A 25242-nucleotide genomic window follows, 5' to 3' on the forward strand; every position below is an offset into this window, starting at 1 on the left:
CCCGCCAATGCAACCAAAGCACCGGTTACGACCGCCACCAAGATGGTGGGGATCAGCCCGAGGCCCCTTTGGGCTGCGATAAAATAACCGCAAAAAGCGCTCAGGGTCATTAATGCACCGTGCGAAAAGTTTGAAAACTTCAGCACATTGAAAATCAAAGAAAATCCGGTGGCGATCAGGGCATAAACAGAGCCGGTCGCCAGTCCGTTGACAATGATCTGCAGTGACACGGGATGTCCTCCTTTCATATGGGGATTCCTTCAGAGCGAAGGAATCCCCATCCTAATGAATAGCCTATTCGGTAATCAGGCAGCGAATTTCTGCAGGAATTTCGGAGTCGTTCCCTCATAGGTGAACATGAACATCTCCATGCTCTTTGTCATATGAGTCTTGGGATCGATCGAGATGCTGCCGGTCATGCCCGAATAATCGGTGACATTCTCCAAAGCGGTGCGGATCTTCGCGGGATCGCTGGTGCCGTTTTCTTTCAGAACCTTTGCAGCGATATTGACGATATCGTAGCCGAGGAAGAACTTGTTGGTTGCTTCAACGCCGGTCTTTTCCTTTACCGTCTTGATCATGTCCTGCAGAGCCTGAGTGGTGTCGTCGATGTTGTTGATGTAGTACACGCCGTCGCAGCTGGTGCCCATCATGGTGTTGAAGGGAGGGCAGGCGTCGAGGCCGCAGATCAAAGCGCCTTTATAGCCGAGCGCGCGGGCCGCTGTGGTGATGTTTACGAGGTCTTTGGTGTAGTTGGGAACAAAGATCGCATCCACATTTGCTTTTACGATCGGGGAAAGCAGGGTTTTGAAGTCTGTGTCGTTCGCGTTGTAGGCTACCTGCAGATTCTTCGGAATCGTGCCGCCGGAGCTCTCAACGGTCTGAACGAACGGAGCCAGAAGAGAGGTGGAGTAAGAGTTGCTCTCGTTGTAAATTGCGCCGAAGGACTTGAAGCCGTTTTCGATCGCATACTTTGCCATGATGGCGCCCTGCTGATCCGCATTGGGCTGGAAGGTGAACATATTCTTATAGGGGGTGCCGTCCTGCTTGAGCTGAGCGTTCTTATCCATCGCCAAGCCCATGACCGGCACATCATACTGCTCACTGATCTCTTTGATCGCCAGCGCGATGTTCGCAACAGGCGGGCCAACAATAACGCTTACCTTGTCAACGGTAACAGCCTTGGTGAAGGCGTTTACAGCTTCGGTAACGTCACCCTTGGTGTCGTAGCTGTTCATTTTGATCTTCTTGCCGTCAATGCCGCCATTTTCATTGATTTCGTCAACGGCCCATTGAGCGCCGGCCTGAACCATCTGGCCCAGAGAAGAAGTCGGCCCTGTGACGTCCTGGAGACAGCCAATCAAGATCTCTCCTCCCTGATTCGATGAGGACCCGGAAGAGGTAGACGGGCTGCTGCAAGCCGTCGCGCTCAGTCCCATAGCAATTGCCATGAGAAATGCGAGTACTTTTTTCATTTCGATTTCCTCCTTAAATTTATGTACTGTCCTGCGGGTGCAGGCAATAACCACTCTGAAAACGTTTTTACACTGGTGCCGCATCCATAAAAATAGAATAATTAGTGATAATCTTTAAATAAAACGATGAATTTTAAGTGTATATTACCATTTGTGTTCACATCTTGTCAATCTTGAAATCGTTTTTTCCCCGTTTTATATAAATATAGATATGAAAAGGTTTGCAGAATACCGATTGCTTTGAATAGTTCACTAATTTTATTTATGATTTCTGTGCTTTCTGCTGTATATTTCATATGAAAACCTTTGCAGAAAATCCCTTTTTCCGTTCGCTTACCGTTAAAACAGGCGTATTTTATCATAAGCCACAGCCTTTCTCCCACTTCCATTTTTTCCCGAGAAACAGAAATCATACGCTTTTTCATCTGAGAAAGCTTTTTGAACATTACAGACAGAAAACCGCCCGCTATTTGCCGAGCCAGCCCGTGAAAGCAAAGCAAAAAAAGAGAGTGTTCCGTGCTTTGCACAGAACACTCTCTTTTTTCTATCGAAGGACAAATGAAAGTCAGCCCCGGTCCACCAGAATCCCCCAGAGGCCAATGAGATCCGCCGCCTGAAACGGGGTAATCACCACGCCCTTCAGCTCTTCCGCCGTGGATGAGACAATCGGCCCGGCCAGCTCATCCGTCGTCAAATTCACACCGGCCAAAAGCGTTCGGAAAAAATTATTTTTGATCAGCCTTGATTCCGTAACCGAAAAGTTTTTCAGCTTCGCTTCGGACAAAGAACCCTCCGTAAAATCCACGCGGTGAAACCGCACGTCCGTGATCCTTGTCTGATCAAAGCTGGAATAAGAAAGCAGCGTCTGCTCAAAAACCGTTTGCCGTAGCACCGAATCGTTCCAATTCGCGCCGACGCATTTGCAGTCGCTCCATCGGCAGCGCTCAAAGAAAGCGCCGCTGAAATCGCTGTTTGAAAAATCGCAGGACTGAAAAACAACATCGGTAAACGAGGCGTTCTCAAAGCTGCAATTGCGAAACGCACTGTTTTCTATGGTGCTGGCCCGCAGATCCAAACCGGAAAAATCGCCTCCATCGGCCCGCACTCCACCGCACCGAACGGCGGTGAGCGGCGTTTCTTCCTCCAGATAGCGCAAAATGACAGTGGCAAAATCCTCTATGTACAAAAGCTCCTTTGCCAGCTTTGGTTCCGCTATTTCCATACGTCTTCCCTCTTCCTTTCGTTTTTAAAAACCTGATCAGCAATACACAGGCCGCTGTATCCGACCAAATCTTGGTACAGAAAAATACCGGCTCGTATCCAAACGACACCGGTATTGCACTTTCATTTCCTGTTTTAGTAGGCTGCGTTCAAAGGGTTGAGCACACCGTAATTTTTGTTTTCCATGTCATCAATAAACGAAATCGCTTTGCCGGCCCCCACTGCCACGCAGTTTTCGGGAGTTTCCGGCACAAAGACCTTCATCTTCGTTTTCTTGCTGATCAGTGTGTCAAAACCGTAAAGCAGCGCGGAACCGCCGGTAAGGATGATACCGTCGGTGTCGATGTCGCCCATCAGCTCGGGCGGCGTTTTCTCCAGAACCTCCTGCGCGGTGCGGATGATCTGCATCGCCGGCTCGAGGAGCGCTTCCAGTACTTCGTCGCAGCTGATGTCTGCCCACTGGGGGAGTCCGGTGAGCATATTGCGTCCTTTTACGCGGTGCGTGACGATCTCTTTGCGCGGGTACACGCAGCCGATGGCCATTTTGGCTTCCTCCGCCATGCGGGTGCCAATCAGCAGATTGTACTTGCGGCGCACCATCTTGATGATCGCTTCATCAAAGGCGTCGCCCGCCATTTTAATGGACCGGGCAATCGCGACGCCGCTGAGCGAAATCACGCCCATGTCCGTGGTGCCGCCGCCGATGTCGATCACAAAGCAGCCGTGGGGAACGGAAATATCAACCCCGGCCCCCATCGCCGCTGCGACGGGCTCTTCGATCAGGCAGATCTTGCGCACGCCTGACGCGCTGATTGCGTCGACCACCGCACGTTTTTCCACCTCTGTAATGCCGCAGGGGACGCTGACGACTACCCGGGGCATGACCACCTTGCTGCCGTTGATCTTCTTTAAATAATGCTGAATCACGTACTGAGCCAGCGCAAAATCAGAAATAACGCCGTTGCACAGCGGATGCACCACCGCGATCTTCGAAGAGGTGCGCCCCACCATGGCGTAGGCCTCATGCCCGATTGCTACGATGTTATCCGTGTCCTGCTCATATGCCACAACGGATGGTTCATTCAGGATAATTCCCTTGCCATCCAAATATATTTTTACCGACGATGTTCCGAGATCAATTGCAATGTCTGTTCCAAGCACCGCTCAGGTCACCTGCCTTTATCGCATTTCTGCCGCGGGCTGATTTGCCCGCATACGGCAGATTTAATATATTATTATAGAACATTTTGCCCCTTTTTTCAACAGGAAATGGATTCCGGTTGTGTGGGGACGCGGCACGCCGCAGCACAATGCACCTCTTTTGCACCGGCGGCGTACAGCACCGCGGCACATTCGCCGAGCGTGGCGCCCGTTGTGAGAATGTCATCCACCAGCAGAATGCGTTGGTTTTCCACCTGATGAGCGCCCGGAAGAATCCGGTACACGCCGCGCACATTCTGACGGCGGTCTTTTTTGTGCAGCCGGTGCTGCTCCTGGTTTTCCACATGCTTTTCCAGCACAGTGAAATATGGAAGCCCGGCCAGTGCGGCCAGCTCCCGGGCAATCAGCTCCGACTGGTTATAGCCGCGCTGGTGCAGCCTTTCCCGTGACAGCGGCACACTGACGACGAAATCCGCACGGGTGAGAAACGAGCTCTGCCGCAGCTGCGAAAAGATTCTTTGCGCGAAAAAATGTGCATGCTTTGGCATGTTGTGAAATTTAAAATCCAGCATCGCCTTTCGCAGCGGGCCGTCGTATGGATCGGGAGCAATGCAAACAAGAGTCTTCCCGGTTTGCGGCTCGATCATGCGCGCGCTCCAGTGCTCGGACAAAAGCGATTTCTCACAGGCCTCGCAGCATTCACGTCCGGGCGGCACGATTTTTCGGCAAAACAGACAGCGCGGCGGATAAAAAAATTCTAATATGCCGTTCCACAGGCTTTTACATTTCATGTACGCTTTCCTCCGACAGGAACCAGCCCATCCCCGAATAGCGCAGTGTCTTTCGATTATTGTTGACCATGGCTTCGATCACCTGTTCCATGCCCACCAGAATCAAAAGCGATTTTGCGCGGGTGATGGCCGTGTAGAGCAGGTTGCGGTAATTCAGCTGCGACGGCCCGGTATACAGCGGGATGACCACCGCCTGAAATTCGTTGCCCTGGCTCTTGTGGACCGTCATGGCGTACGCCAGATCGAGCTCTGACGCGCTTTCGAGCGGATATAGCACATAGCGGTCGTCCATCTGCACCGTGAGCGTACCGCCGCGCTTATCGATTTCGAGCAGGATGCCGACGTCGCCGTTGTACACGCCCTCGCCGGTGCTTCCGTCCGGACGCTGCCAGGTCAGGTTATAATCGTTGCGTACCTGCATCACCTTGTCGCCCGTGCGCAGGACAGCGCCGTTTACGTTGATCTCGCGTTTCTGCGGCCCGGGAGGATTCAGCGCCTCCTGCAGGCGGCGGTTCATTCCTTCCGTCCCTACAGCGCCGCGCTTGCCGGGGCAGAGCACCTGAATATCCACCGTGGGGTCGTAACCGTAGGTGCGGGGCAAACGTTCCGTATACAGCCCCACAACCGTATCTGCGATGCGGTCGGCCTGACGCATCGGGAGAAAGAAAAAGTCCCCGGTGCGGTCATGCAGCTCCGGCAGTTCGCCTGCCACCACGCGGTGCGCGTTGCGGACGATCAGGCTGTTCATCGCCTGACGGAATACCTCCTGCAGCTGCACGACAGGAAATTTGCCGCAGCGGATCAGATCGCCCAGCACGTTGCCCGCACCGACAGACGGAAGCTGATCGCAGTCGCCCACCAGAATCAGCCGGCAGCCGAGCGGGAGCGCGTGCAGCACACTTTCGAACAGCTGAACGTCCACCATCGAAAGCTCGTCCAGCACCAGCGCGTCGCAATCCAGCAGATTTTTTTCGTTGCGCGCAAAGGTGGGCGCATCGCGGTCGTTCCACTCTACCTGAAGCATCCGGTGGATGGTTTTCGCCTCCTTGCCCGTCACCTCGGACATGCGCTTCGCCGCCCGACCGGTGGGCGCTGCGAGCAGCACCTTTTCGCCCTGCTCCTCCAGAATGGAAATGATGGCGTTGAGCGCCGTCGTTTTTCCGGTGCCGGGGCCGCCGGTCAAAATCAGCATGCCCTGCTCGAGCGCCTGCCGCACCGCCTGCTTCTGCCCCTCGGCATACTCAATGCCAAGGCGTTCCTCCACCGCCGCGATATATCCATCGACATTCCGCAGCGACTGCGCCGGATAACGAAGCAGCATCAGCAGCCGACCCGCACAATACGATTCGGACTGGTAATAGCGCGGCAGAAAGATAAATTCCCGCCCGCCGAGCAGTTGGGGGATCAGTACGTGCTCTTCCTTCAATTCTTCGAGGACGGAGAAAAGCATCTCCGGCTCCACTCCAAGCATGCGCGCGGCGGCGGGGATCAGCTTGTCCTTCGGCAGGCAGGTATGGCCGTTGTTCGTGTTGTGCCGCAGCACATAGTGGAGCCCCGCGCGCAGGCGCGAAAAGTCGTCCTGATCCACGCTCGCGGATTCCGCAATGAGATCGGCGCGCCCAAAATCGATATCGACGCCGTCGGCGCACAGCAGAAACGGGTCGGTGCGGATTAGCTCTGCGGAGGATGGGCCGTACTGCTTCCAGACCCGCAGGGCTTCTTCCGGCGTGATCCCAAACCCGCCCAGATACAGCATGATTTCGCGGATGCCATAGATGCGCTGAAACTCCTGCGCGATTTTTTCCGCCTTAGCGCGGGTGAGACCCTTGATGCCGGCAAGGCGCTCCGGCTCCTGCTCCATCACCTCGAGCGTATGCTCGCCGAATGCCTCTACCAGACGCGTTGCTGTGGCGGGGCCGATTCCCTTAACCGCGCCGGAGGACAGGTACCGCAGGATGGCATCTGCTGTTTTGGGCGCAGAACGCTCGAATGCTTCCGCCTTAAACTGCTGGCCGAAGCTTGGGTGATGAATCCAAGTACCGATGACGCGCAGCTCTTCCCCGCAACCGACCCAGGGGAGGGTGCCGACCACTGTGATCAGCTCCTCCCCTGCTTTCAGCTCCAGGATTTTATACCCGTTATTCTCATTGCTAAAGACGATTTCTTCCACTGTGCCGGTCAGTTCCAGCAATTGTTTTTCCTGCATATTCTCATCCTCGGCTGTGTTTGCTGTTGATTTCAGTATACCTCTTTTTCTATGTATTTGCAAATTCCCCGTTCAGTGTTTCCGGCAGATCCGCCGCCATACATAGCCGGACGCTTGGGTTCGCGAGGGCAAATGTTTCGCAGATCGCCCTTGTTTCGCGATCCATCCCGCAGTCCACACAGATCAGCTCTCTGTGCCCGGTATGGCGCAGCCAGCGCAAACGCTCGAGCGCTCCGCGCAGCCGGTATTCCACCCTGTTATCGTTCCCTGAAACACACACCAAAACCGTGATTTTCTCTTCCCAGCCCGGACGGGTCAGCCAGAACAATACAAAACGGCACAGCTCCGTAAGGCCAACCACCGCAAAAAACGCCACCAGAATTCTGCCGATCATATCTTCCATTTGTAATCACCTCATTGCTATGATATGCGAAAAAGGAAAAAATGACAGTCGGCAGGCTGAGCCTGCACTCGCGTCGCGGCAGGTTAAACCTGCATATACGTCACGGAGTAGCGCAAGGAAACCATCCCCTCCGCGCTCCATTCGTCACGTGTACGCTGGCTGCTTTCACGCAAAAACAGCCTTTCAAATATAATTATTTTGTCTTTACGGGTTCCTGTGTGAACTCTGCTGGCGCATCAAAAAATTCGCAGAGAAAACAACCTAATCTATCGCGAACAAATAACTTTTGCCGAACAAAGAAAACTATCTGCCCCTGCATGAAAGGAAAACCCTGCGCCAGGAGAAATTTCTCGCTATATCTCAGAAAACGTTATATTTTGCAAAATTTATACTATAAGTATTAAAAATTGATATAAAGAATCGCTTCTACACAAAGAAAATCCCATGCGTGCGCCATGGAAGAATCACATGCACAGCACAAAAAAGAGGAAAGCACAAAGGCCTTCCTCTTTCCTATAAAAATACTGATTAAGCCAGCGCGGCCTTCAGCTGCTCTGTTTTGTCTGTCTTCTCCCACGCGACACCCAGATCCTCGCGGCCCATGTGGCCGTAAGCCGCCAGCGGGCGGTAGATCGGCTGATTGAGGCCGAGCGACTTGATTAGCGCGGTCGGGCGCAGATCGAACACCTTTTGAATCGCTGCTTCCAGCTGGGCGCTGGTATAAGCGGAGGTGCCAAAGGTTTCCACAAGAATGGAGACCGGACGCGCTACGCCGATGGCATAGGCGAGCTGCACCTCGCATTTTTCGGCAAGGCCTGCGGCAACAATGTTCTTGGCAACATAGCGGGCCGCATATGCCGCGGAACGGTCTACCTTCGTCGGGTCTTTGCCGGAAAACGCGCCGCCGCCGTGACGGCCGAAACCGCCGTAGGTATCGACGATGATCTTTCGGCCGGTCAGGCCGCTGTCGCCGACAGGGCCGCCGACCACAAAGCGGCCGGTGGGGTTGATATAATATTTGGTGTTCTCATCCAGCAGATCGGCAGAAACCACCGGGCGGATCACCTGCTCGAGGATGTCCTTGTGAATCTGCTCCTGGGTCACGTCGGGGTCGTGCTGAGTAGAAACGACCACTGCCTCCACACGGGTGGGCTTACCGTTCTCATACTCCACCGTTACCTGCGTTTTTCCGTCGGGACGCAGATACGGCAGGGCACCGTCTTTTCGCACAGCCGCCAGGCGCTTGGCCAACGCGTGAGCAAGATAAATGGGCAGCGGCATCAGCGTTGTGGTTTCGTTGCAGGCAAAACCGAACATAATGCCCTGATCCCCCGCACCGATCAGATCATTTTCATCTGTGGCGCCGCCGCGGGCTTCAAACGATTGGTTCACACCCATCGCAATATCGGGCGACTGCATATCGATCGAAGTCAGCACGCCGCAGGAATTGCCATCAAAGCCATACTGGGGGTCATCGTAGCCGATCTCGCGGATCACTTCGCGGGCGATCGCGGGAATATCAACGTAGCACTCTGTCGAGATTTCGCCCATTACGTGCACCAGTCCGGTGGTCGCCGTAACCTCGCAGGCCACGTGGGCTTTTTCGTCCTGTGCCAGAATGGCGTCCAGAACGGCGTCGGAAATCTGATCGCAAACTTTATCGGGATGTCCCTCTGTTACCGATTCAGATGTAAAAAAATATTTTGACATAATTACGCCTCCTAATACAATAAGACAATGAAAAAATCCACCGTTCGGAGAAGCCAAACGGTGGAAAGCAACCTCATCTGCCGGCTTTATCCGCAGGATTTGGCACCTTTCGCACATTGCGCAGGTTGCCGGACATCACAGGGCCTGTTCCCTCCGTCACTCTTGATAAGGAATTATTCTGTTGTAAACCAACATCTTTCAGGCACCAGAAACAATGCTCCGGCATCTGTGATGAGATTATTATAACATATTATATGAAGAATACAAAATAAAAGTCGAAAAAATAGTTGCTAAACCGGATGAATCATTTCACGATTTTTTTGAACAAATGGTTGCAAAGACTTAAACAATACTGCCGCAATCGCACTGTTGAGAGAAGCCTTGAGCAGATTGAACGGAATGATCGCCGGCAGAATCAGCGCGTCGAGCGCCGCCTTCGGCATGCCGAAGAAATGTACGGTAAAGATGTAGTTCATCGGTATCATCAGCGCTGTCATCGCCAGCGTGCCAAGCACCATGCCGACCACCGCGTCAGAAAACTTATGCTTTCTCTTATAAAACTCGCCTACCAGGAAAATCAGAGCGCCGGACGCCACAAAATGCATCACCAGGCCGACCCATCCATTGCCGCCGAAGAAAACCGCCTGAATGACAGAAACCACAAAAAGCACCAGAAGCGCCGGGCTCGAACCAAACAGGAGCGCTGCGATCAAAATGGGAGCATCCGCCATGTCGTACACCAGAAACGGCGCCGCGGGAATAAGAGGAATACGGACGAAAGCGACCAGCACCACAGAAATTGCCGCCAGCACGGCAAGCTGGGTCATCTGAATAATGCTCTTTTGGGTCATGGATTTATTCATTTCTATTGTCTCTCCTTTTTTCGCTGTCAACGAAAAAAATCCCGCAGAAAATCTGCGGGACAAAACAAACGCAAACGCGCAGTTCTTCTTCCATCCGGACTATACCGTCGGCTTTGGAATCTCACCAAAATCAGCACATGCTCGCGGGCTAACGGCCAAAAACCGCATTACCGCCGGTGGGGAATCACACCCCGCCCCGAAGACAGCTTATTTAATTGATATTTTTATTATATTCACTTGATATTAATTTGTCAATAGGGGATTGTAAATTCCCTTTGCTAATCATAAAAGAAAGGAAACTGTTCTTTTCCCATGCCCAAACAAGGGACACAAAAACGGCTGACATCAACACTGGTTATGCAAAAAGCCCCCGGCCAAAATGGTCGGGGGCAATCAGACAAGTTAAAACCTGAAATCAGGCTTTTACAACGCCGGTAACAACACCGGAGCCAACTGTACGGCCGCCTTCACGGATAGCGAAGCGAAGACCCTCTTCAATCGCGATGGGGGTAATCAGCTCAACATCCATGTCAACGTTATCGCCAGGCATGCACATCTCGGTGCCCTCGGGCAGAGAGATAACGCCGGTAACGTCGGTAGTTCTGAAATAGAACTGGGGACGATAGTTGTTGAAGAACGGAGTATGACGTCCGCCTTCTTCTTTGCTCAGGATATAAACCTGGCCCTTGAACTTGGTATGCGGATGAATGGTACCGGGCTTCGCCAGAACCTGGCCGCGCTCGATTTCATTTCTCTGAATACCACGGAGCAGAACGCCTACGTTATCGCCGGCCTCAGCGTAATCCAGAATCTTTCTGAACATTTCGATACCGGTAACAACAACCTTGCGGCGCTCTTCGGTCAAACCAACGATTTCAACTTCCTCAGAAGTTCTCAGCTGGCCACGCTCCACTCTACCGGTAGCAACAGTGCCGCGGCCGGTGATGGTGAATACGTCTTCAACAGGCATCAGGAAGGGCTGGTCAGCCTTACGCTCAGGAGTGGGGATAAAGCTGTCAACTGCATCCATCAGTTCGAGAATGCACTTGTACTCGGGAGCATTGACATCCTTAGAGGTGGATTCCAACGCCTGCAGAGCAGAACCGCGGATGATCGGGGTGTCGTCGCCCGGGAACTCATACTCGTTGAGCAGATCGCGGATTTCCATTTCAACCAGATCCAGCAGCTCGGGATCGTCAACCTGGTCAGCTTTGTTCATGAATACTACGATATAAGGCACGCCTACCTGACGGGACAGCAGAATGTGCTCTCTGGTCTGGGGCATGGGGCCGTCCGCAGCAGAAACAACCAGGATAGCGCCGTCCATCTGAGCAGCGCCGGTGATCATGTTCTTCACATAGTCGGCGTGGCCAGGGCAGTCAACGTGCGCATAGTGGCGGTTAGCAGTCTGGTACTCAACGTGGGAAGTGTTGATCGTGATACCACGCGCTCTCTCTTCGGGGGCCTTATCGATGTTCGCGTAATCAACGAACTCGGAAGTGCCGTTCAGGTTCAGAACCTTGGTGATAGCGGCGGTCAATGTGGTTTTACCATGGTCAACGTGGCCAATGGTACCAATGTTTACGTGCGGTTTGTTTCTTTCAAACTTTGCCTTTGCCATTGGAAATCCTCCTTTTATTTTTCATAAATCAATTTTATCATAGTAAGACTACGCCTATTCTAACAAGTCGGGTATGAAAAATCAAGCCTTTTGCGCCTGTTAGTCGTTCTTTTTGCTGCGGTCGGAGATGATACCTTCCGATACGGATTTCGGCACTTCAGAGTAGTGCGCGGGCTCCATAACATACTGGCCGCGGCCCTGTGTTTTAGAGCGCATGTCGGTTGCATAACCGAACATTTCGGACAGCGGAACCTCGGCATTGATCTGCTGTGCGCCGGAAACGGCGTCCATACCCAGAATCATTCCGCGGCGGGAGTTCAGGTCGCCGATAACGTCGCCCATATACTCGTCCGGAACAGTAACAACAACCTTCATGATGGGTTCCATCAGAACCGGGTCAGCTTTTCTCATAGCCTCTTTGAACGCCATAGAACCGGCGATCTTAAACGCCATTTCAGAGGAGTCGACCTCATGATAGGAGCCATCATACAGCGTAACCTTTACGTCAACTACGTTGTAGCCCGCCAGAATACCGGTCTGCATCGCGCCCTGAATACCCTGATCAACAGCAGGAATATATTCCTTCGGGATCGCGCCGCCGACAACAGCGTTGACAAACTCGTAGCCCTTGCCCGGGTTCGGCTCAATACGGATCTTCGCGTGACCGTACTGGCCCTTACCGCCGGACTGTCTGGCGTACTTAGTGTCTGCCTCGGCATTTCTGCGGATGGTTTCTTTGTAAGAAACCTGGGGCTTACCAACGTTCGCCTCTACCTTAAATTCACGCAGCAAACGGTCTACGATGATTTCGAGGTGAAGCTCGCCCATGCCGGCGATGATGGTCTGGCCAGTCTCTTCGTCGGTATAAGCCTTAAAGGTGGGATCCTCTTCTGCAAGCTTCGCAAGAGCAATACCCATCTTCTCTTGACCGGCCTTTGTTTTCGGCTCGATCGCAACACGGATAACAGGCTCCGGGAACTCCATGGACTCGAGGATAACCGGGTGTTTTTCATCGCACAGGGTATCGCCGGTGATGGTGTTCTTCAGGCCGACCGCCGCGGCAATATCGCCCGCATACACGGTTTCGATATCCTGGCGGTGGTTCGCATGCATCTGCAGAATACGGCCGATGCGCTCGTTGTTATCCTTCGTGGAATTGTAAACAGTGGAGCCCGCGGTGAGCATACCGGAGTATACGCGGAAGAAGCACAGCTTACCGACAAAGGGGTCGGTAGCGATCTTAAACGCCAAAGCGGAGAAAGGCTCTTCATCGGAAGAATGGCGAACCTCCGGCTCTTCGGTGTCGGGATTTACGCCCTTGATCGCTTCAATGTCTGTCGGAGCAGGCATGTAAGCCACGATCGCGTCGAGCAGCTTCTGCACACCCTTGTTCTTGTAGGATGTACCGCAGGTAACCGGAACCATGTGGTTCGCGATGGTCGCCTTGCGGATGCAGTCGCTGATTTCAGCCTCTGTCAGAGCTTCCCCATTGAGGTACTTCTCAAACAGGACATCGTCCTGCTCTGCCACATGCTCTACCATCTCGGTGTGGTATTTTTCCGCCAGCTCTTTCATATCCTCCGGAATTTCTTCCTCGCGGATATCTTTGCCCAGATCATCGTAATAAACATAAGCCTTCATGTTTACCAGGTCGATGATACCGCGGAAGGTGTCCTCACTGCCGATCGGCAGCTGGATCGGAACCGCATTGCACTTGAGGCGGTCTTTCATCATCTGTACCACGCGGTAGAAATCGGCGCCCATAATGTCCATCTTATTGACGTAGGCCATACGGGGAACCTTATATTCCTCAGCCTGGCGCCATACGGTTTCGGACTGAGGCTCTACTCCGCCCTTCGCGCAGAAGACGGTAACGGAACCGTCCAACACGCGCAGGGAGCGCTCTACCTCTACGGTAAAGTCAACGTGGCCGGGAGTATCAATAATGTTGATTCTATGACCCTTCCAAAAGCAGGTAGTCGCAGCGGAGGTAATGGTAATACCTCTCTCCTGCTCCTGTGCCATCCAGTCCATTGTCGCGGAACCGTCGTGGGTTTCACCGATCTTATGGTTAATTCCCGTATAATACAGAATACGTTCTGTTGTTGTTGTTTTACCAGCATCGATATGGGCCATGATGCCGATATTTCTTGTCATTTGAAGCGATACCTGCCTCGGCATAGTTTCCTCCTTAATTCTGAAAAATGTATCCGCTCATTATGCTAACACGGAAAATCTTTCGGTCAACGCCGGAAAATTACCACCTGTAATGAGCAAACGCCCTGTTGGCTTCCGCCATCTTATGCGTATCATCACGCTTCTTGGCAGCGCCACCGGCACCATTAATCGCATCAAGGATTTCCCCGGCAAGTCTTTCTTTCATGGTCTTTTCGGATCTCAGTCTGGAATAACGGGTGATCCAACGCAGACCCAGCGTCTGCCTTCTTTCAGGGCGAACCTCCATAGGAACCTGGTAGGTCGCACCGCCCACGCGGCGGGCTTTAACCTCCAAAGCAGGCATTACGTTTTCCATCGCCTGCTCGAACATCTCGAGCGGGTCTTTTCCTGTTTTTTCACTGACAATATCAAACGCGCCGTAAACGATCTTCTGGGAAACTCCCTTCTTACCGTCCAGCATAATATTATTGATCAGTCTGGTGACAAGCTTGGATTTGTAAAGCGGATCGGGCAAAACATCACGTTTCGCAATAGAACCTCTTCTTGGCACTTTACTTCCCTCCTTCACATAAATGATATCATAGGTACTCGAAAGGACAAACTCCCGTGGGCCGAAGAGACGCTCTTATCTATTTTATAAAAACGCCGCAGTTGTGCATACGCACGCAGCCGTAAGGTTTCTGTCATATTCGGTTTTTAGCCCTTTTTCGCAGCGCCGGGCTTCGGACGCTTCGCACCGTACTTGGAACGGGCCTGCATGCGCTTCGCAACACCCTGGGCATCCAGAGTTCCGCGGATAATGTGGTAACGCACGCCAGGCAGGTCCTTTACACGACCGCCGCGGATCATTACAACACTGTGTTCCTGCAGATTGTGGCCGACACCCGGGATATAAGCACTGACTTCAATACCGTTAGACAGACGCACTCTGGCGATCTTTCTGAGAGCTGAGTTAGGCTTCTTCGGGGTAGCGGTCTTGACAGAAGTACAAACGCCGCGCTTTTGGGGGGAATCCTGATCGATAGCGATCCGTTTCTTGGAGTTCCAACCTTTCAGAAGCGCCGGGGCCTTGGCCTTTCTTTCGCTGACTTCTCTGCCCTTGTGGACCAGCTGGTTAAACGTGGGCATATGACACCTCCTCACTGAAATTTAATATGTTAAACAGGAATATATTTCCCGCATTAACCGAATTGATACTTAAGATAGACGGCTTGTCTTTGCAGGACGCAAAGAAGTAAAATTTTCACAAAACAACTGCGGAATTCTCCGCCTCCCGGCGAAAAAAACGCTGGAAGAAACCGGGAAATACCGCACTACAATTTGTAAAAACTCCACAAGTAGACAGCGGAATCCTGCTCTTTTTTACGATGCTTTGAGCAGGATTTTCGCTGTTCTTTTCACAAATCATCACAATTGGTTATTTTATCACGATACTGCGTCGTTTGTCAATACCGGTTTTTCGGTCTCAACCTCAACGTCGCCGTAGCACTTCATGCCGGTACCGGCGGGGATCAGCTTACCGATACACACGTTCTCCTTCAGGCCCAGCAGCGGATCGACCTTGCCCTTGATGGCGGCGTCGGTCAGAACACGGGTGGTTTCCTGGAAGGACGCGGCCGACAGGAACGAATCGGTAGCCAGAGAGGCCTTCGTAATACCAAGCAGCATAGGAGTGAAGGTGGCGAGCTGCAGGTCGGCTTCACCGGCGTCAATGCGCTTCTGAACCGCCTCGTTCTCAGCCTCAAGATCACTCTTATCCACCAGCGCGCTGGGCAGCAGGTTGGTGTCGCCCGCCTCTTCAATGCGAACCTTCTTCATCATCTGGCGAACGATAACCTCAATGTGCTTATCGTTGATATCAACGCCCTGCATCCGGTAAACGCGCTGTACTTCCTGAATCAGGTAGTCCTGCACCGCCTGCGGGCCGCTGATGGCGAGCACGTCGTGCGGGTTGACGGAGCCTTCGGTCAGCCTTGTGCCGGCCTTGATCTCCTGACCCTCCTTCACGCTGATGCGCGAGCCGAACGGGACGAGATACGACTTCTGGTCGCTGGTTTCTTTATTGGTGATCACGACATGACGGTTTTTCTTGATCTCCTCGAAGGAAACCTCGCCCGAGATTTCACTGATGATGGCCAGATGCTTCGGCTTTCTGCCCTCAAACAGTTCTTCAACACGCGGCAGACCCTGTGTAATATCCTCAGCACTGGCAACACCGCCGGTGTGGAAGGTTCTCATGGTCAGCTGCGTACCGGGCTCACCGATGGACTGCGCCGCAATGATACCCACAGCCTCGCCGACATCGACCGACTGGCCATTCGCAAGGTTGGCGCCGTAGCACTTCTTGCAGATACCGTGTCTGGCGTGGCAGTTGAGGATGGAACGGATCTTGATGTGTGTTGTGCCTTTCGAAACGATCAGTTCGGCATCCTGCTCATCCATCAGCTTATCCTTGGATACCAGCACCGCGCCGGTCTCTTCGTCGATGAAGTCTTCCACCAGGTAACGACCCTGCAAGCGCTCGGTGAGCGGCTCGATGGATTCCTTGCCCTCGCGGATATCAAATACCTCGAGGCCTTCGCTGGTGCCGCAGTCGTCCTCACGGATGATGACCTCCTGCGAAACGTCGACCAGACGGCGGGTCAGGTAACCGGAGTCCGCCGTTCTCAGAGCGGTATCGGCCAGACCCTTTCGGGCGCCGCGGGAAGAAATGAAGTATTCCAGAACATTCAGGCCTTCACGGTAGTTGGCCTTGATGGGGATTTCGATCGTACGGCCCGAGGTGTTGGCGATCAGGCCGCGCATGCCGGCGAGCTGACGAATCTGGCTCATCGAACCACGGGCGCCGGAGTCCGCCATCATGAAGATGGGGTTGTAGCGATCCAGTGCGTGCTGCAGCGCATCGGTAACCTCACCTGTCGTCTTTTCCCAGATTTTCAGAACGGCGTTATAGCGCTCCGACTCGGAGAGCAGACCGTTTCTGTACTCATCCGTGACCATGTCGATCTGGTGATCGGCCTCTTTGATGAGGGTCTTCTTCGCCTCAGGAATCGTCGCGTCGCTGACGGCAACGGTAATGGCGCTCTTGGTGGAGTATTTATAGCCCTGCGACTTGATGCTGTCGAGCACTTCAGCCGTCTTAGAGGTTCCGTGCACACGGATGCAGCGGTCGATGATTTTCCCGAGCTGCTTTTTGCCCACGAGGAAATCAATTTCGAACTTCAGGCGGTTCTCCGGAATGGAGCGATCCACATAGCCCAGATCCTGCGGGATGGGACGGTTGAAGATGATGCGGCCGACGGTGGTATCCACCAGACCGGTCACGATATGGCCGTCGATCATGAGAGAGCGGCGCACCTTGATTTTGGCGTGCAGCTGAACAACTCCAGTATCGTAGGCCATCAGAGCTTCATCCACATCGCGGAAGATTTTGCCCTCCCCCTGCTCGCCGTCTTTATCCAGCGTCAGGTAATAGGAACCCAGAACCATATCCTGTGTCGGGACGGTAACCGGGCGTCCGTCGGAAGGTTTGAGCAGGTTGCCGGCAGCCAGCATCAGGAAGCGGGCCTCGGCCTGCGCTTCTGCGGAAAGCGGCACGTGGACGGCCATCTGATCGCCATCGAAGTCGGCGTTGTACGCGGTGCAGACCAGCGGGTGGAGCTTCAAAGCGCGGCCCTCAACGAGCACCGGCTCAAAAGCCTGAATGCCCAAGCGGTGCAGCGTAGGCGCACGGTTGAGCAGAACCGGGTGGTTTTTGATCACGATTTCCAGCGCGTCCCAAACCTCGGGCTTCGCGCGCTCCACGGCTTTTCTCGCCGCCTTGATGTTGCCTGCGAGGCCGGTTTCGACCAGGCGCTTCATCACGAAGGGCTTGAACAGCTCCAGAGCCATTTCCTTCGGCAGACCGCACTGATACATTTTCAGCTCAGGGCCGACAACGATAACGGAACGGCCGGAGTAGTCAACGCGCTTGCCGAGCAGGTTCTGACGGAAACGTCCCTGCTTACCCTTCAGCATATCGGAAAGGGATTTCAGCGGGCGGTTGTTCGGGCCGGTGACCGGGCGGCCGCGGCGGCCGTTGTCGATCAGAGCGTCGACCGCTTCCTGCAGCATGCGCTTTTCGTTGCGCACGATGATGTCCGGCGCGCCGAGCTCCAGCAGTCTTTTCAGACGGTTGTTGCGGTTGATCACACGGCGGTACAGGTCGTTCAGATCGGAGGTCGCAAAGCGGCCGCCGTCGAGCTGTACCATCGGGCGCAGATCCGGCGGAATCACCGGAACAGCATCCATGATCATCCATTCGGGGCGGTTGCCGGAAAGGCGGAACGCCTCGACAACCTCGAGTCTTTTCAGGATTCTCACGCGCTTCTGACCGGAGGAATTCTCCAGCTCCGCCTTGAGCTCCTCAGACTCTTTATCAAGATCGATTTCCGCAAGGAGGGCCTGAATCGCTTCAGCGCCCATGCTTGCCTTGAAATCATCCTCATATTTCTCGCGCATATCGCGGTATTCTTTTTCATTGAGCATCTGCTTTTTCTGCAGCTCACGCACATTGCCCGGATCGGTGACGATATACAGGGCAAAGTACAGCACCTTTTCCAGCATACGGGGCGAGATGTCGAGAATCAGGCCCATGCGGGAAGGAATGCCCTTAAAGTACCAGATGTGGGAGACGGGCGCGGCCAGCTCAATGTGGCCCATGCGCTCGCGGCGAACCTTTGCGGTGGTCACTTCAACGCCGCAGCGTTCGCAGATTTTACCCTTATAACGAATTCTCTTATATTTTCCGCAGTGGCACTCCCAGTCCTTCTGCGGCCCAAAGATTCTTTCGCAGAACAGTCCGTCGCGCTCGGGTTTCAGGGTGCGGTAGTTGATCGTTTCGGGCTTTTTTACCTCGCCGTGCGACCATTCGCGGATGGTATCCGGAGAAGCCAGGCCGATCTTCATTGATTCAAAAACGTTAAATTCCATGTTGCAACCCCCTGTTATTCCATATCTTCGCTGTTAGAATCGCTGTCGAAGGGATCCTCCTCATCTTCTTCGTCCGAGAACAGATCCGGCTCCTCCTCAAAGGAATCGTCCAGGTCGGGATCTTCCATCGTGTATCCGTCAAAATTATCCTGTGTGGCAACAGTCGGCTCATCAAACGCATCGCTGGACGGAGTAAATCCGACATCGTCGTCGTAATTTACCTGGAGGTCGACCTCTTCATTGTTGGAGTCAAGCACCTTTACGTCCAGAGCCAGCGACTGCAGCTCCTTGATCAGAACCTTGAAGGACTCCGGCACGCCGGGCTTCGGAATGTTCTGGCCCTTGACGATGGCCTCGTACGTCTTGACACGGCCGACCACGTCGTCGGACTTGACGGTCAGGATTTCCTGCAGGGTATAAGCGGCGCCGTAAGCCTCGAGCGCCCAAACCTCCATCTCTCCGAAGCGCTGGCCGCCGAACTGCGCCTTGCCGCCCAGCGGCTGCTGGGTAACGAGCGAGTACGGGCCGGTGGAACGGGCATGGATCTTATCATCAACCAGGTGATGGAGCTTAAGGTAGTACATATAGCCGACGGTGACGGGGTTGTCGAACAGCTCGCCGGTGCGGCCGTCTCTGAGCTCTACCTTGCCGTCTTCTCTCATGCCGGCTTCGTTCAGGCAGGCACGAATGTCGTCTTCATGCGCACCGTCGAATACGGGGGTCATGATCTTCCAGCCGAGCGCCTTGGCTGCGCGGCCCAGATGAACCTCGAGCACCTGGCCGATGTTCATACGGGACGGAACTCCCAGGGGGTTCAGCACGATATCGAGCGGGCGCCCGTCGGGCAGGAAGGGCATATCCTCTTCCGGCAGAATGCGGGACACAACACCCTTGTTTCCGTGACGGCCCGCCATCTTATCGCCGACCGAGATTTTTCTCTTCTGGGCAATATAGCAGCGAACCACCTTGTTGACGCCGGGGCTCAGCTCGTCGTGGCTGTTTTCGCGGGTAAACACCTTGACGTCTACCACGATGCCGTATTCGCCGTGGGGCACACGCAGAGAGGTGTCGCGCACCTCGCGGGCCTTTTCGCCGAAGATGGCGCGCAGCAGGCGTTCTTCCGCCGTCAGCTCGGTTTCGCCCTTGGGCGTTACCTTACCGACCAGGATATCGCCGGCACGAACCTCCGCGCCGACGCGGATAATGCCGTTTTCGTTCAGGTCGCTGAGCAGATCCTCGTTGACGTTCGGGATGTCGCGGGTGATCTCCTCCGGCCCGAGCTTCGTATCACGGGCTTCGATCTCGTATTCTTCAATATGAATGGACGTATAAACGTCGTCACGAACAATCTTTTCATTGATGAGAACGGCGTCCTCGTAGTTGTAGCCTTCCCAGGTCATAAAGCCGATCAGGGCGTTTTTACCCAGGCTGATTTCGCCGTTGCTGGTCGCAGGGCCGTCGGCGATAACTTCGCCGGCCTCCACCTGCTGGCCGCGGTCCACCACCGGAACCTGATTGATACAGGTACCCTGGTTGGAACGCATAAACTTGGTAACGCGGTAGGTATCCACCTCGCCGTTGTCCGCGGTAATGCGGATTTCATCGGCGCTGACGCTGCGCACCACACCGGCGCGCTTTGCAAGCAGGCAGACACCGGAGTCTACACCGGCCTTGTATTCCATGCCGGTGCCGACGATGGGGCTTTCGGTTTTCAGCAGCGGAACCGCCTGCCGCTGCATGTTCGAACCCATCAGGGCGCGGTTGGCGTCGTCGTTCTCGAGGAACGGGATCATCGCGGTCGCGACGGAAACCACCATGCGGGGCGAAACGTCCATGAAGTCCGCGCGGGCGCTTTCCACCTGCACAAACTCGTCGCGGTAACGGCCGTTGATCTTCGGATGTACAAAGTGACCTTCGTCATCCAGCGGCTCGTTGGCCTGCGCCACAATGTAATCATCCTCTACGTCGGCGGTCATATACTCGACTTCCTCCGTAACGCAGCCGGTCGCCTTATTCACGCGGCGGAACGGCGCCTCAATAAAGCCGTACTCGTTGATGCGCGCAAAGGTAGCCAGGTACGAAATCAGACCGATGTTCGGACCTTCAGGCGTTTCAATTGGGCACATGCGGCCGTAGTGGCTGTAGTGAACGTCGCGGACTTCGAATCCGGCGCGGTCACGGGACAAACCGCCGGGGCCGAGAGAGGACAGACGGCGCTTATGCGTGAGCTCTGCGAGCGGGTTATTCTGATCCATGAACTGCGACAGCGGGGAGGAACCGAAGAATTCCTTGATCGCCGCCACAACAGGACGGATATTAATGAGCGAATGGGGCGTCAGGATCTCGAGATCCTGCGCCTGCAGGGTCATTCTCTCGCGGATGACGCGCTCCAGACGGGAGAAGCCGATGCGAAACTGGTTCTGCAGCAGCTCACCGACAGAACGGATGCGGCGGTTGCCCAGATGGTCGATATCGTCGGTGTGGCCGAGGCCCATCGCCAGGCAGTTCATATAGTTGATAGACGAGAAAATATCGTCGATGATAATGTGCTTCGGTACCAGCTCGTCAGCGCGGGCGCGCAGAACTTCCTTGAGCTCTTCCTCGCCCTCGCAGCTTTCCAGAATCTCTACCAGAACGCTGAAGCGGACGCGCTCGTTGATGCCGCATTCCTTCTTCACGTCGAACGGAACAAAGTCGCTCGCGTTGACCATGCCGTTGGAAATCACCTTGATCTCGCGCTCGCCCTGCTGCACATAGGCAGTAGACACACCGGCGTTGTCAATTTGCATCGCCTTATCGTGAGAGAGCACCTCGCCGGCCTCGGCCATCAGCTCACCGGTCAGCGGGTTGACAATCGGGCGCGACAGCTGCTGGTCGGTGATTCTGCCGGCCAGATTCAGCTTCTTATTATATTTATAGCGGCCCACACGGGAAAGATCGTAGCGTCTCGCGTCAAAGAACAGCCCGTTGATATGCGCCTGCGCGCTTTCGATCGTGGGCGGCTCGCTGGGGCGCAGCTTGCGGTATACCTCAAACAGGGCCTCTTCTGTGTTTTTGCAGGGGTCTTTCTCAATGGTGGCCAGAATGCGGTCATCCTCGCCAAAGTACTCGCGGATTTCCTCGTCGGTGGAAAGACCGAGCGCACGGATAAACACCGTGATCGGGATTTTACGGTTCTTATCGATACGCACATAGAACACGTCGTTCGCATCGTTTTCATATTCCAGCCAGGCGCCGCGATTCGGGATTACCGTAGAGCTGAACAGCTCTTTACCGGTTTTGTCGTAATCCATTTTATAGTAAACGCCGGGAGAACGCACGAGCTGAGATACGATGACGCGCTCCGCACCGTTAATTACAAAAGTACCGCTGTCTGTCATCAGCGGAAAGTCGCCCATGAAAACCTCGGATTCCTTGATCTCGCCGGTTTCCTTATTCAGCAGGCGGGCCGTTACCCGAAGAGCCGAAGCGTAGGTAGTATCGCGTTCCTTACATTCCTCTACGCTGTAGTTAGGCTTGTCATCCAGTTTATAGTTTACAAAATCGAGTACCAGATTTCCGGTATAATCCGTGATGCCGGAAACATCGCGGAAAACCTCTTTCAGGCCCTCTTCCAAAAACCACTGGTAGGAATTCTTTTGCACCTCGATCAAGTTCGGCATGTCCAGGACTTCATCAATCCGGGAGAAGCTCATGCGAGTATTCTTGCCTAGTTGTACCGGTTTGACATTCACCATTGGCTCAATCACTCCATTCATATATTTCACCATCTTTGTCGGATAAACAAACTTTAACTGCCGGCGCACACCACCGCTTCGGTAAAATTTTAAAAGATGCTCTTGCCTTTTTCCAAAAAGCATGTTAGAATAGACCTAAAGTTAAGGAAAAAAGTATACGTTTCCATGATGATGCAGTATACTATTTTATTACAATATATTGTGATTGTCAAGTATATCCTTAAAGATAATTGGAATATTTCTGCTCAATTAATCATATTCTAGTACTTTATTCAAATCAAAAGCTGCTGTCAAATCCTTTTCGCGCTGCGAAAGGGATTTTTTTATTGCCCGCGCTCCCCCGGCGGCGCGGTTGACTTTCGACCAAAACAGAGTATACTGTACAGGAATAAAGCGAAACGGACAAAGGAGTAAAAGCTATGAGCGAAACCTGCAACCATTCCTGCGGCAGCTGCAGCGCCAACTGTTCCAGCCGCACCGAACCATCCAGCCTGCTGGAAGCCCCCCACCGCCTGAGCCGGATCAAAAAGGTGATCGGCGTTGTCAGCGGCAAGGGCGGCGTGGGCAAATCTTCGGTAACGGCAATGCTGGCGGTACTCGCGAACCGGATGGGTCTGGTCAGCGGCGTACTGGACGCAGACATTACCGGCCCCTCAATCCCCAAGCTGTTCGGCATCACGGAAAAAGCGCTGGCGGACAAAAACGGCATTCTTCCCGTTTTAAGCGAAACGGGGATCAAGCTGATTTCCGTCAACCTGCTGCTGGATAACCCGACCGACCCCGTGCTGTGGCGCGGCCCGATCGTCGGGGGCGTTGTCAAGCAGTTCTGGAAGGACGTCATCTGGGGAGATGTGGACGTTTTGTTCCTCGATATGCCGCCCGGAACCGGTGACGTGGCACTGACCACGTTCCAGTCGATCCCGCTGGACGGAATCATTTTGGTCACCTCGCCGCAGGAGCTGGTTTCGATGATCGTTTCGAAAGCGGTAAAGATGGCGGAGATGATGAACGTTCCCATTCTGGGCCTGATCGAAAACCTGTCCTATGTGGAGTGTCCCGACTGCGGCAAGAAAATCGCGGTGTTCGGCGAAAGCCACGTGGAAGAAATCGCGCAGCAGCACAATCTGAATGTTTTGGTCAAACTGCCGATCGATCCTGCTCTGGCCGCGGCCTGCGACAGCGGCAGCATCGAAGGCTACCCCGCCGCCGCGCTGGAATCGACAGCCGACCTGATTGCCAAGTGGGAAAAGCCCGTAAAACAATAGGGGTGCGGTACCAAAGCCCGCAGCTCCGGATGCGCCCGCGCACTGACTTATATTCTATTGTTAAAATGTTGAAAAGGAGGTGCGTACCGCATGGATAACAGCGGACAGGATTCTGCCGATTACAAATTCAGCACGTGGATCTCGAGGTATCTGGTCAGCCCCGTTTTCATCGCTTTGCTTTTTCTTGCTTTTCATGGTTACCTGTATTTTCGCCCCAGCGGGGTCGATGGATTATGGAAACCTGACCTGGCTGGACTGGATGCTGTATCTGTTTGTCATTCTGGCCATTTTCATCCAGCAGGCGCTTGTGCCGGGACGCAGCCCCGACACGGAATTTGAACCGAAGCCCCGCACCAAGGTTACGCGCGGAAGCATCATCCAGACCGTGGCCAGTCTGGTGTTGATCCTCGCCCTGTTTTTCGCATTTTACGCCTTATATTATTACTGGGTCGATCAGCGTGTATATGGAATGGTTGTTTTTACAGATACCGTTTTACTGGGCGCACTGATCGAGAGTATTGTCCCACGGGACTTCATCCGCGATTGGGTGGATGGAAAAAGAAAATCGGATAATGAATAAAGAATCCCTATCACAAAAAATCTCCTTCCCCTGAAAAGGGGAAGGAGATTTTTCTGTCTATCATCAGCGAGAAAACCATACCATCCGCAAAACATTCCCGCGGTGGTTCTCTAGCAGCATTTCGGCCTGGTACACCTCGCGTTCGCCGCAGTTCGATACGATCACCTGCTCGCCGCCGGCATCCTCGATCCAGCCGGTGATGGTAACCCAATGCCAGTTGTTTTCCCTCATCTCCGGCGCGCGGTGCCTCAGAACCAGAAACGCCACCGGGTTTCCCTTGGTGATCGCCTCTTTGAGAAATGTCATCCGCTCCTCACAGCCGCAGCGGTGGAACATCGTGTGCGCCCGAAAGGTACTTCCGTGCTCCCCTGCAAACTGCAAAAACTTCTGTACAAACCGCCCCGCTACCGGAAACCCCATCGGCCCCGGCGTCATGTATCGGTACACCTCTTCCATAACCCGCAGATATTCCGATTTGGAAAACCGCTCCGTATCCCCGGAATACAGACCGCGGCTCTCGGCAGTCCGGGACGCGTAATATGCCGCCAGGTTCGCGCCTGTGACGCTGGCGCAGCCCGCCGTGCGCTGAAACACCTGCGAAAACCATTCCTGGTTCCCGCCGTACCCGGCCTGCACGCCGTTTTCCCACACCGCGGGGAACGGCAATTCATGGACTACCATAGCGACACCTCCACTGAAACTCGCCTGCTTTCGCGCTCATTTTCATAATATGCGGACAACGCCTGCGCGAACCCGCCTGACTGCCAAACAGTTTAACGACTGATATTCCCCGTATTATATCGCCATGAACCGGGACTGTCAACGCTAAAAAATTCACAATATTGTTTTTTCGACTCGCAAAAATATAAAATTGTTGAAAATTGCGCAGAACAAACGATAAACGCAGCAGGGGAAGAAACACTCTTGTTGTATGCGGTTGAGCTTTTCGAAATGCCGCTCTGCAGTCGCACGACAATACAAAATGCAAATTATTTTTAAAATAATTTCTCATCGATTTCCGTTGCTTTTACAACGTACAAACGCCTCTCTTTTTGGTATA

General features: G+C 53.9%; 18 protein-coding genes, 1 pseudogene and 2 riboswitches. Of the genes and pseudogenes, 2 read left to right on the forward strand and 17 right to left on the reverse strand.

Annotation, left to right across the window (positions count from 1 at the left end; translation table 11 throughout):
* The 16 genes and pseudogenes from HMPREF1141_RS01735 to rpoB all read right to left on the reverse strand — a co-directional run.
* Positions 1–230: pseudogene (locus HMPREF1141_RS01735) on the reverse strand (branched-chain amino acid ABC transporter permease); the annotation flags it as partial.
* 75 nt (positions 231–305) lie between these two features.
* Complete coding sequence (locus HMPREF1141_RS01740; protein WP_009060431.1) at positions 306–1475, reverse strand: ABC transporter substrate-binding protein; 1170 nt, start codon at positions 1473–1475, stop codon at positions 306–308.
* Between the two features lie 167 nt (positions 1476–1642).
* Entirely contained in the window at positions 1643–2002 is a 360-nt protein-coding gene (locus HMPREF1141_RS01745) for a hypothetical protein (RefSeq protein ID WP_009060391.1), read from the reverse strand.
* Positions 2003–2040: 38 nt separating this feature from the next.
* Positions 2041–2697 carry a pentapeptide repeat-containing protein gene (locus tag HMPREF1141_RS01750; protein WP_009060433.1) on the reverse strand — a complete coding sequence of 219 codons (657 nt, stop codon included), beginning with the start codon at positions 2695–2697 and terminating at the stop codon, positions 2041–2043.
* Positions 2698–2831: 134 nt separating this feature from the next.
* On the reverse strand, positions 2832–3857 hold the full coding sequence (locus HMPREF1141_RS01755; RefSeq protein ID WP_009060377.1) for a rod shape-determining protein: 1026 nt from the start codon (positions 3855–3857) through the stop codon (positions 2832–2834).
* A 98-nt stretch (positions 3858–3955) separates the two neighbouring features.
* Positions 3956–4648, reverse strand: coding sequence for a ComF family protein (locus tag HMPREF1141_RS01760; RefSeq protein WP_009060440.1), 693 nt, complete (start codon positions 4646–4648; stop codon positions 3956–3958).
* On the reverse strand, positions 4638–6854 hold the full coding sequence (locus HMPREF1141_RS01765; protein WP_009060386.1) for an ATP-dependent RecD-like DNA helicase: 2217 nt from the start codon (positions 6852–6854) through the stop codon (positions 4638–4640). Before HMPREF1141_RS01765 ends, HMPREF1141_RS01760 begins: the two co-directional genes overlap by 11 nt.
* Positions 6855–6903: 49 nt before the next feature.
* A complete protein-coding gene (locus HMPREF1141_RS01770) occupies positions 6904–7257 on the reverse strand; it encodes a hypothetical protein (protein ID WP_009060403.1) in 354 nt (117 codons plus the stop codon).
* Positions 7258–7785: 528 nt separating this feature from the next.
* The gene (metK, locus tag HMPREF1141_RS01775) at positions 7786–8967 is read right to left on the reverse strand and encodes a methionine adenosyltransferase (RefSeq protein WP_009060420.1); all 1182 of its coding nucleotides are present in this window, start codon (positions 8965–8967) and stop codon (positions 7786–7788) included.
* Positions 8968–9037: 70 nt separating this feature from the next.
* Positions 9038–9139: riboswitch (SAM riboswitch) on the reverse strand.
* Positions 9140–9257: 118 nt separating this feature from the next.
* The gene (locus tag HMPREF1141_RS01780; protein ID WP_009060418.1) at positions 9258–9830 is read right to left on the reverse strand and encodes an ECF transporter S component; all 573 of its coding nucleotides are present in this window, start codon (positions 9828–9830) and stop codon (positions 9258–9260) included.
* A 77-nt stretch (positions 9831–9907) separates the two neighbouring features.
* Positions 9908–10038, reverse strand: a riboswitch (FMN riboswitch).
* Between the two features lie 207 nt (positions 10039–10245).
* A complete protein-coding gene (gene tuf, locus HMPREF1141_RS01785) occupies positions 10246–11451 on the reverse strand; it encodes an elongation factor Tu (protein ID WP_009060439.1) in 1206 nt (401 codons plus the stop codon).
* 99 nt (positions 11452–11550) lie between these two features.
* Positions 11551–13632, reverse strand: coding sequence for an elongation factor G (gene fusA, locus HMPREF1141_RS01790; RefSeq protein ID WP_009060379.1), 2082 nt, complete (start codon positions 13630–13632; stop codon positions 11551–11553).
* Positions 13633–13708: 76 nt separating this feature from the next.
* Positions 13709–14179: a 30S ribosomal protein S7 gene (gene rpsG, locus HMPREF1141_RS01795; RefSeq protein WP_009060427.1), complete on the reverse strand. Its 471-nt coding sequence runs from the start codon at positions 14177–14179 to the stop codon at positions 13709–13711.
* A 146-nt stretch (positions 14180–14325) separates the two neighbouring features.
* Positions 14326–14757 carry a 30S ribosomal protein S12 gene (gene rpsL, locus HMPREF1141_RS01800; RefSeq protein WP_009060375.1) on the reverse strand — a complete coding sequence of 144 codons (432 nt, stop codon included), beginning with the start codon at positions 14755–14757 and terminating at the stop codon, positions 14326–14328.
* A 297-nt stretch (positions 14758–15054) separates the two neighbouring features.
* Complete coding sequence (gene rpoC / locus HMPREF1141_RS01805; protein WP_009060400.1) at positions 15055–18600, reverse strand: DNA-directed RNA polymerase subunit beta'; 3546 nt, start codon at positions 18598–18600, stop codon at positions 15055–15057.
* 14 nt (positions 18601–18614) lie between these two features.
* Positions 18615–22337 (reverse strand): DNA-directed RNA polymerase subunit beta, encoded by a 3723-nt coding sequence (gene rpoB, locus HMPREF1141_RS01810; RefSeq protein ID WP_035316396.1) that lies wholly within the window; start codon positions 22335–22337, stop codon positions 18615–18617.
* 419 nt (positions 22338–22756) lie between these two features.
* Between rpoB and HMPREF1141_RS01815 the strand changes: the two genes are divergently transcribed.
* On the forward strand, positions 22757–23602 hold the full coding sequence (locus tag HMPREF1141_RS01815) for an Mrp/NBP35 family ATP-binding protein (protein ID WP_009060394.1): 846 nt from the start codon (positions 22757–22759) through the stop codon (positions 23600–23602).
* Between the two features lie 226 nt (positions 23603–23828).
* Positions 23829–24182: a hypothetical protein gene (locus tag HMPREF1141_RS01820; protein WP_009060424.1), complete on the forward strand. Its 354-nt coding sequence runs from the start codon at positions 23829–23831 to the stop codon at positions 24180–24182.
* Between the two features lie 63 nt (positions 24183–24245).
* Here HMPREF1141_RS01820 and HMPREF1141_RS01825 read toward each other — a convergent pair whose 3' ends face one another.
* Positions 24246–24863, reverse strand: a complete 618-nt coding sequence (locus HMPREF1141_RS01825; RefSeq protein WP_009060369.1) for a hypothetical protein — start codon at positions 24861–24863, stop codon at positions 24246–24248.
* Positions 24864–25242: the final 379 nt, after the last annotated feature.

The organism is Clostridium sp. MSTE9 (assembly GCF_000277625.1).
In the GTDB taxonomy this organism is placed as follows: domain Bacteria; phylum Bacillota; class Clostridia; order Oscillospirales; family Acutalibacteraceae; genus Faecalispora; species Faecalispora jeddahensis.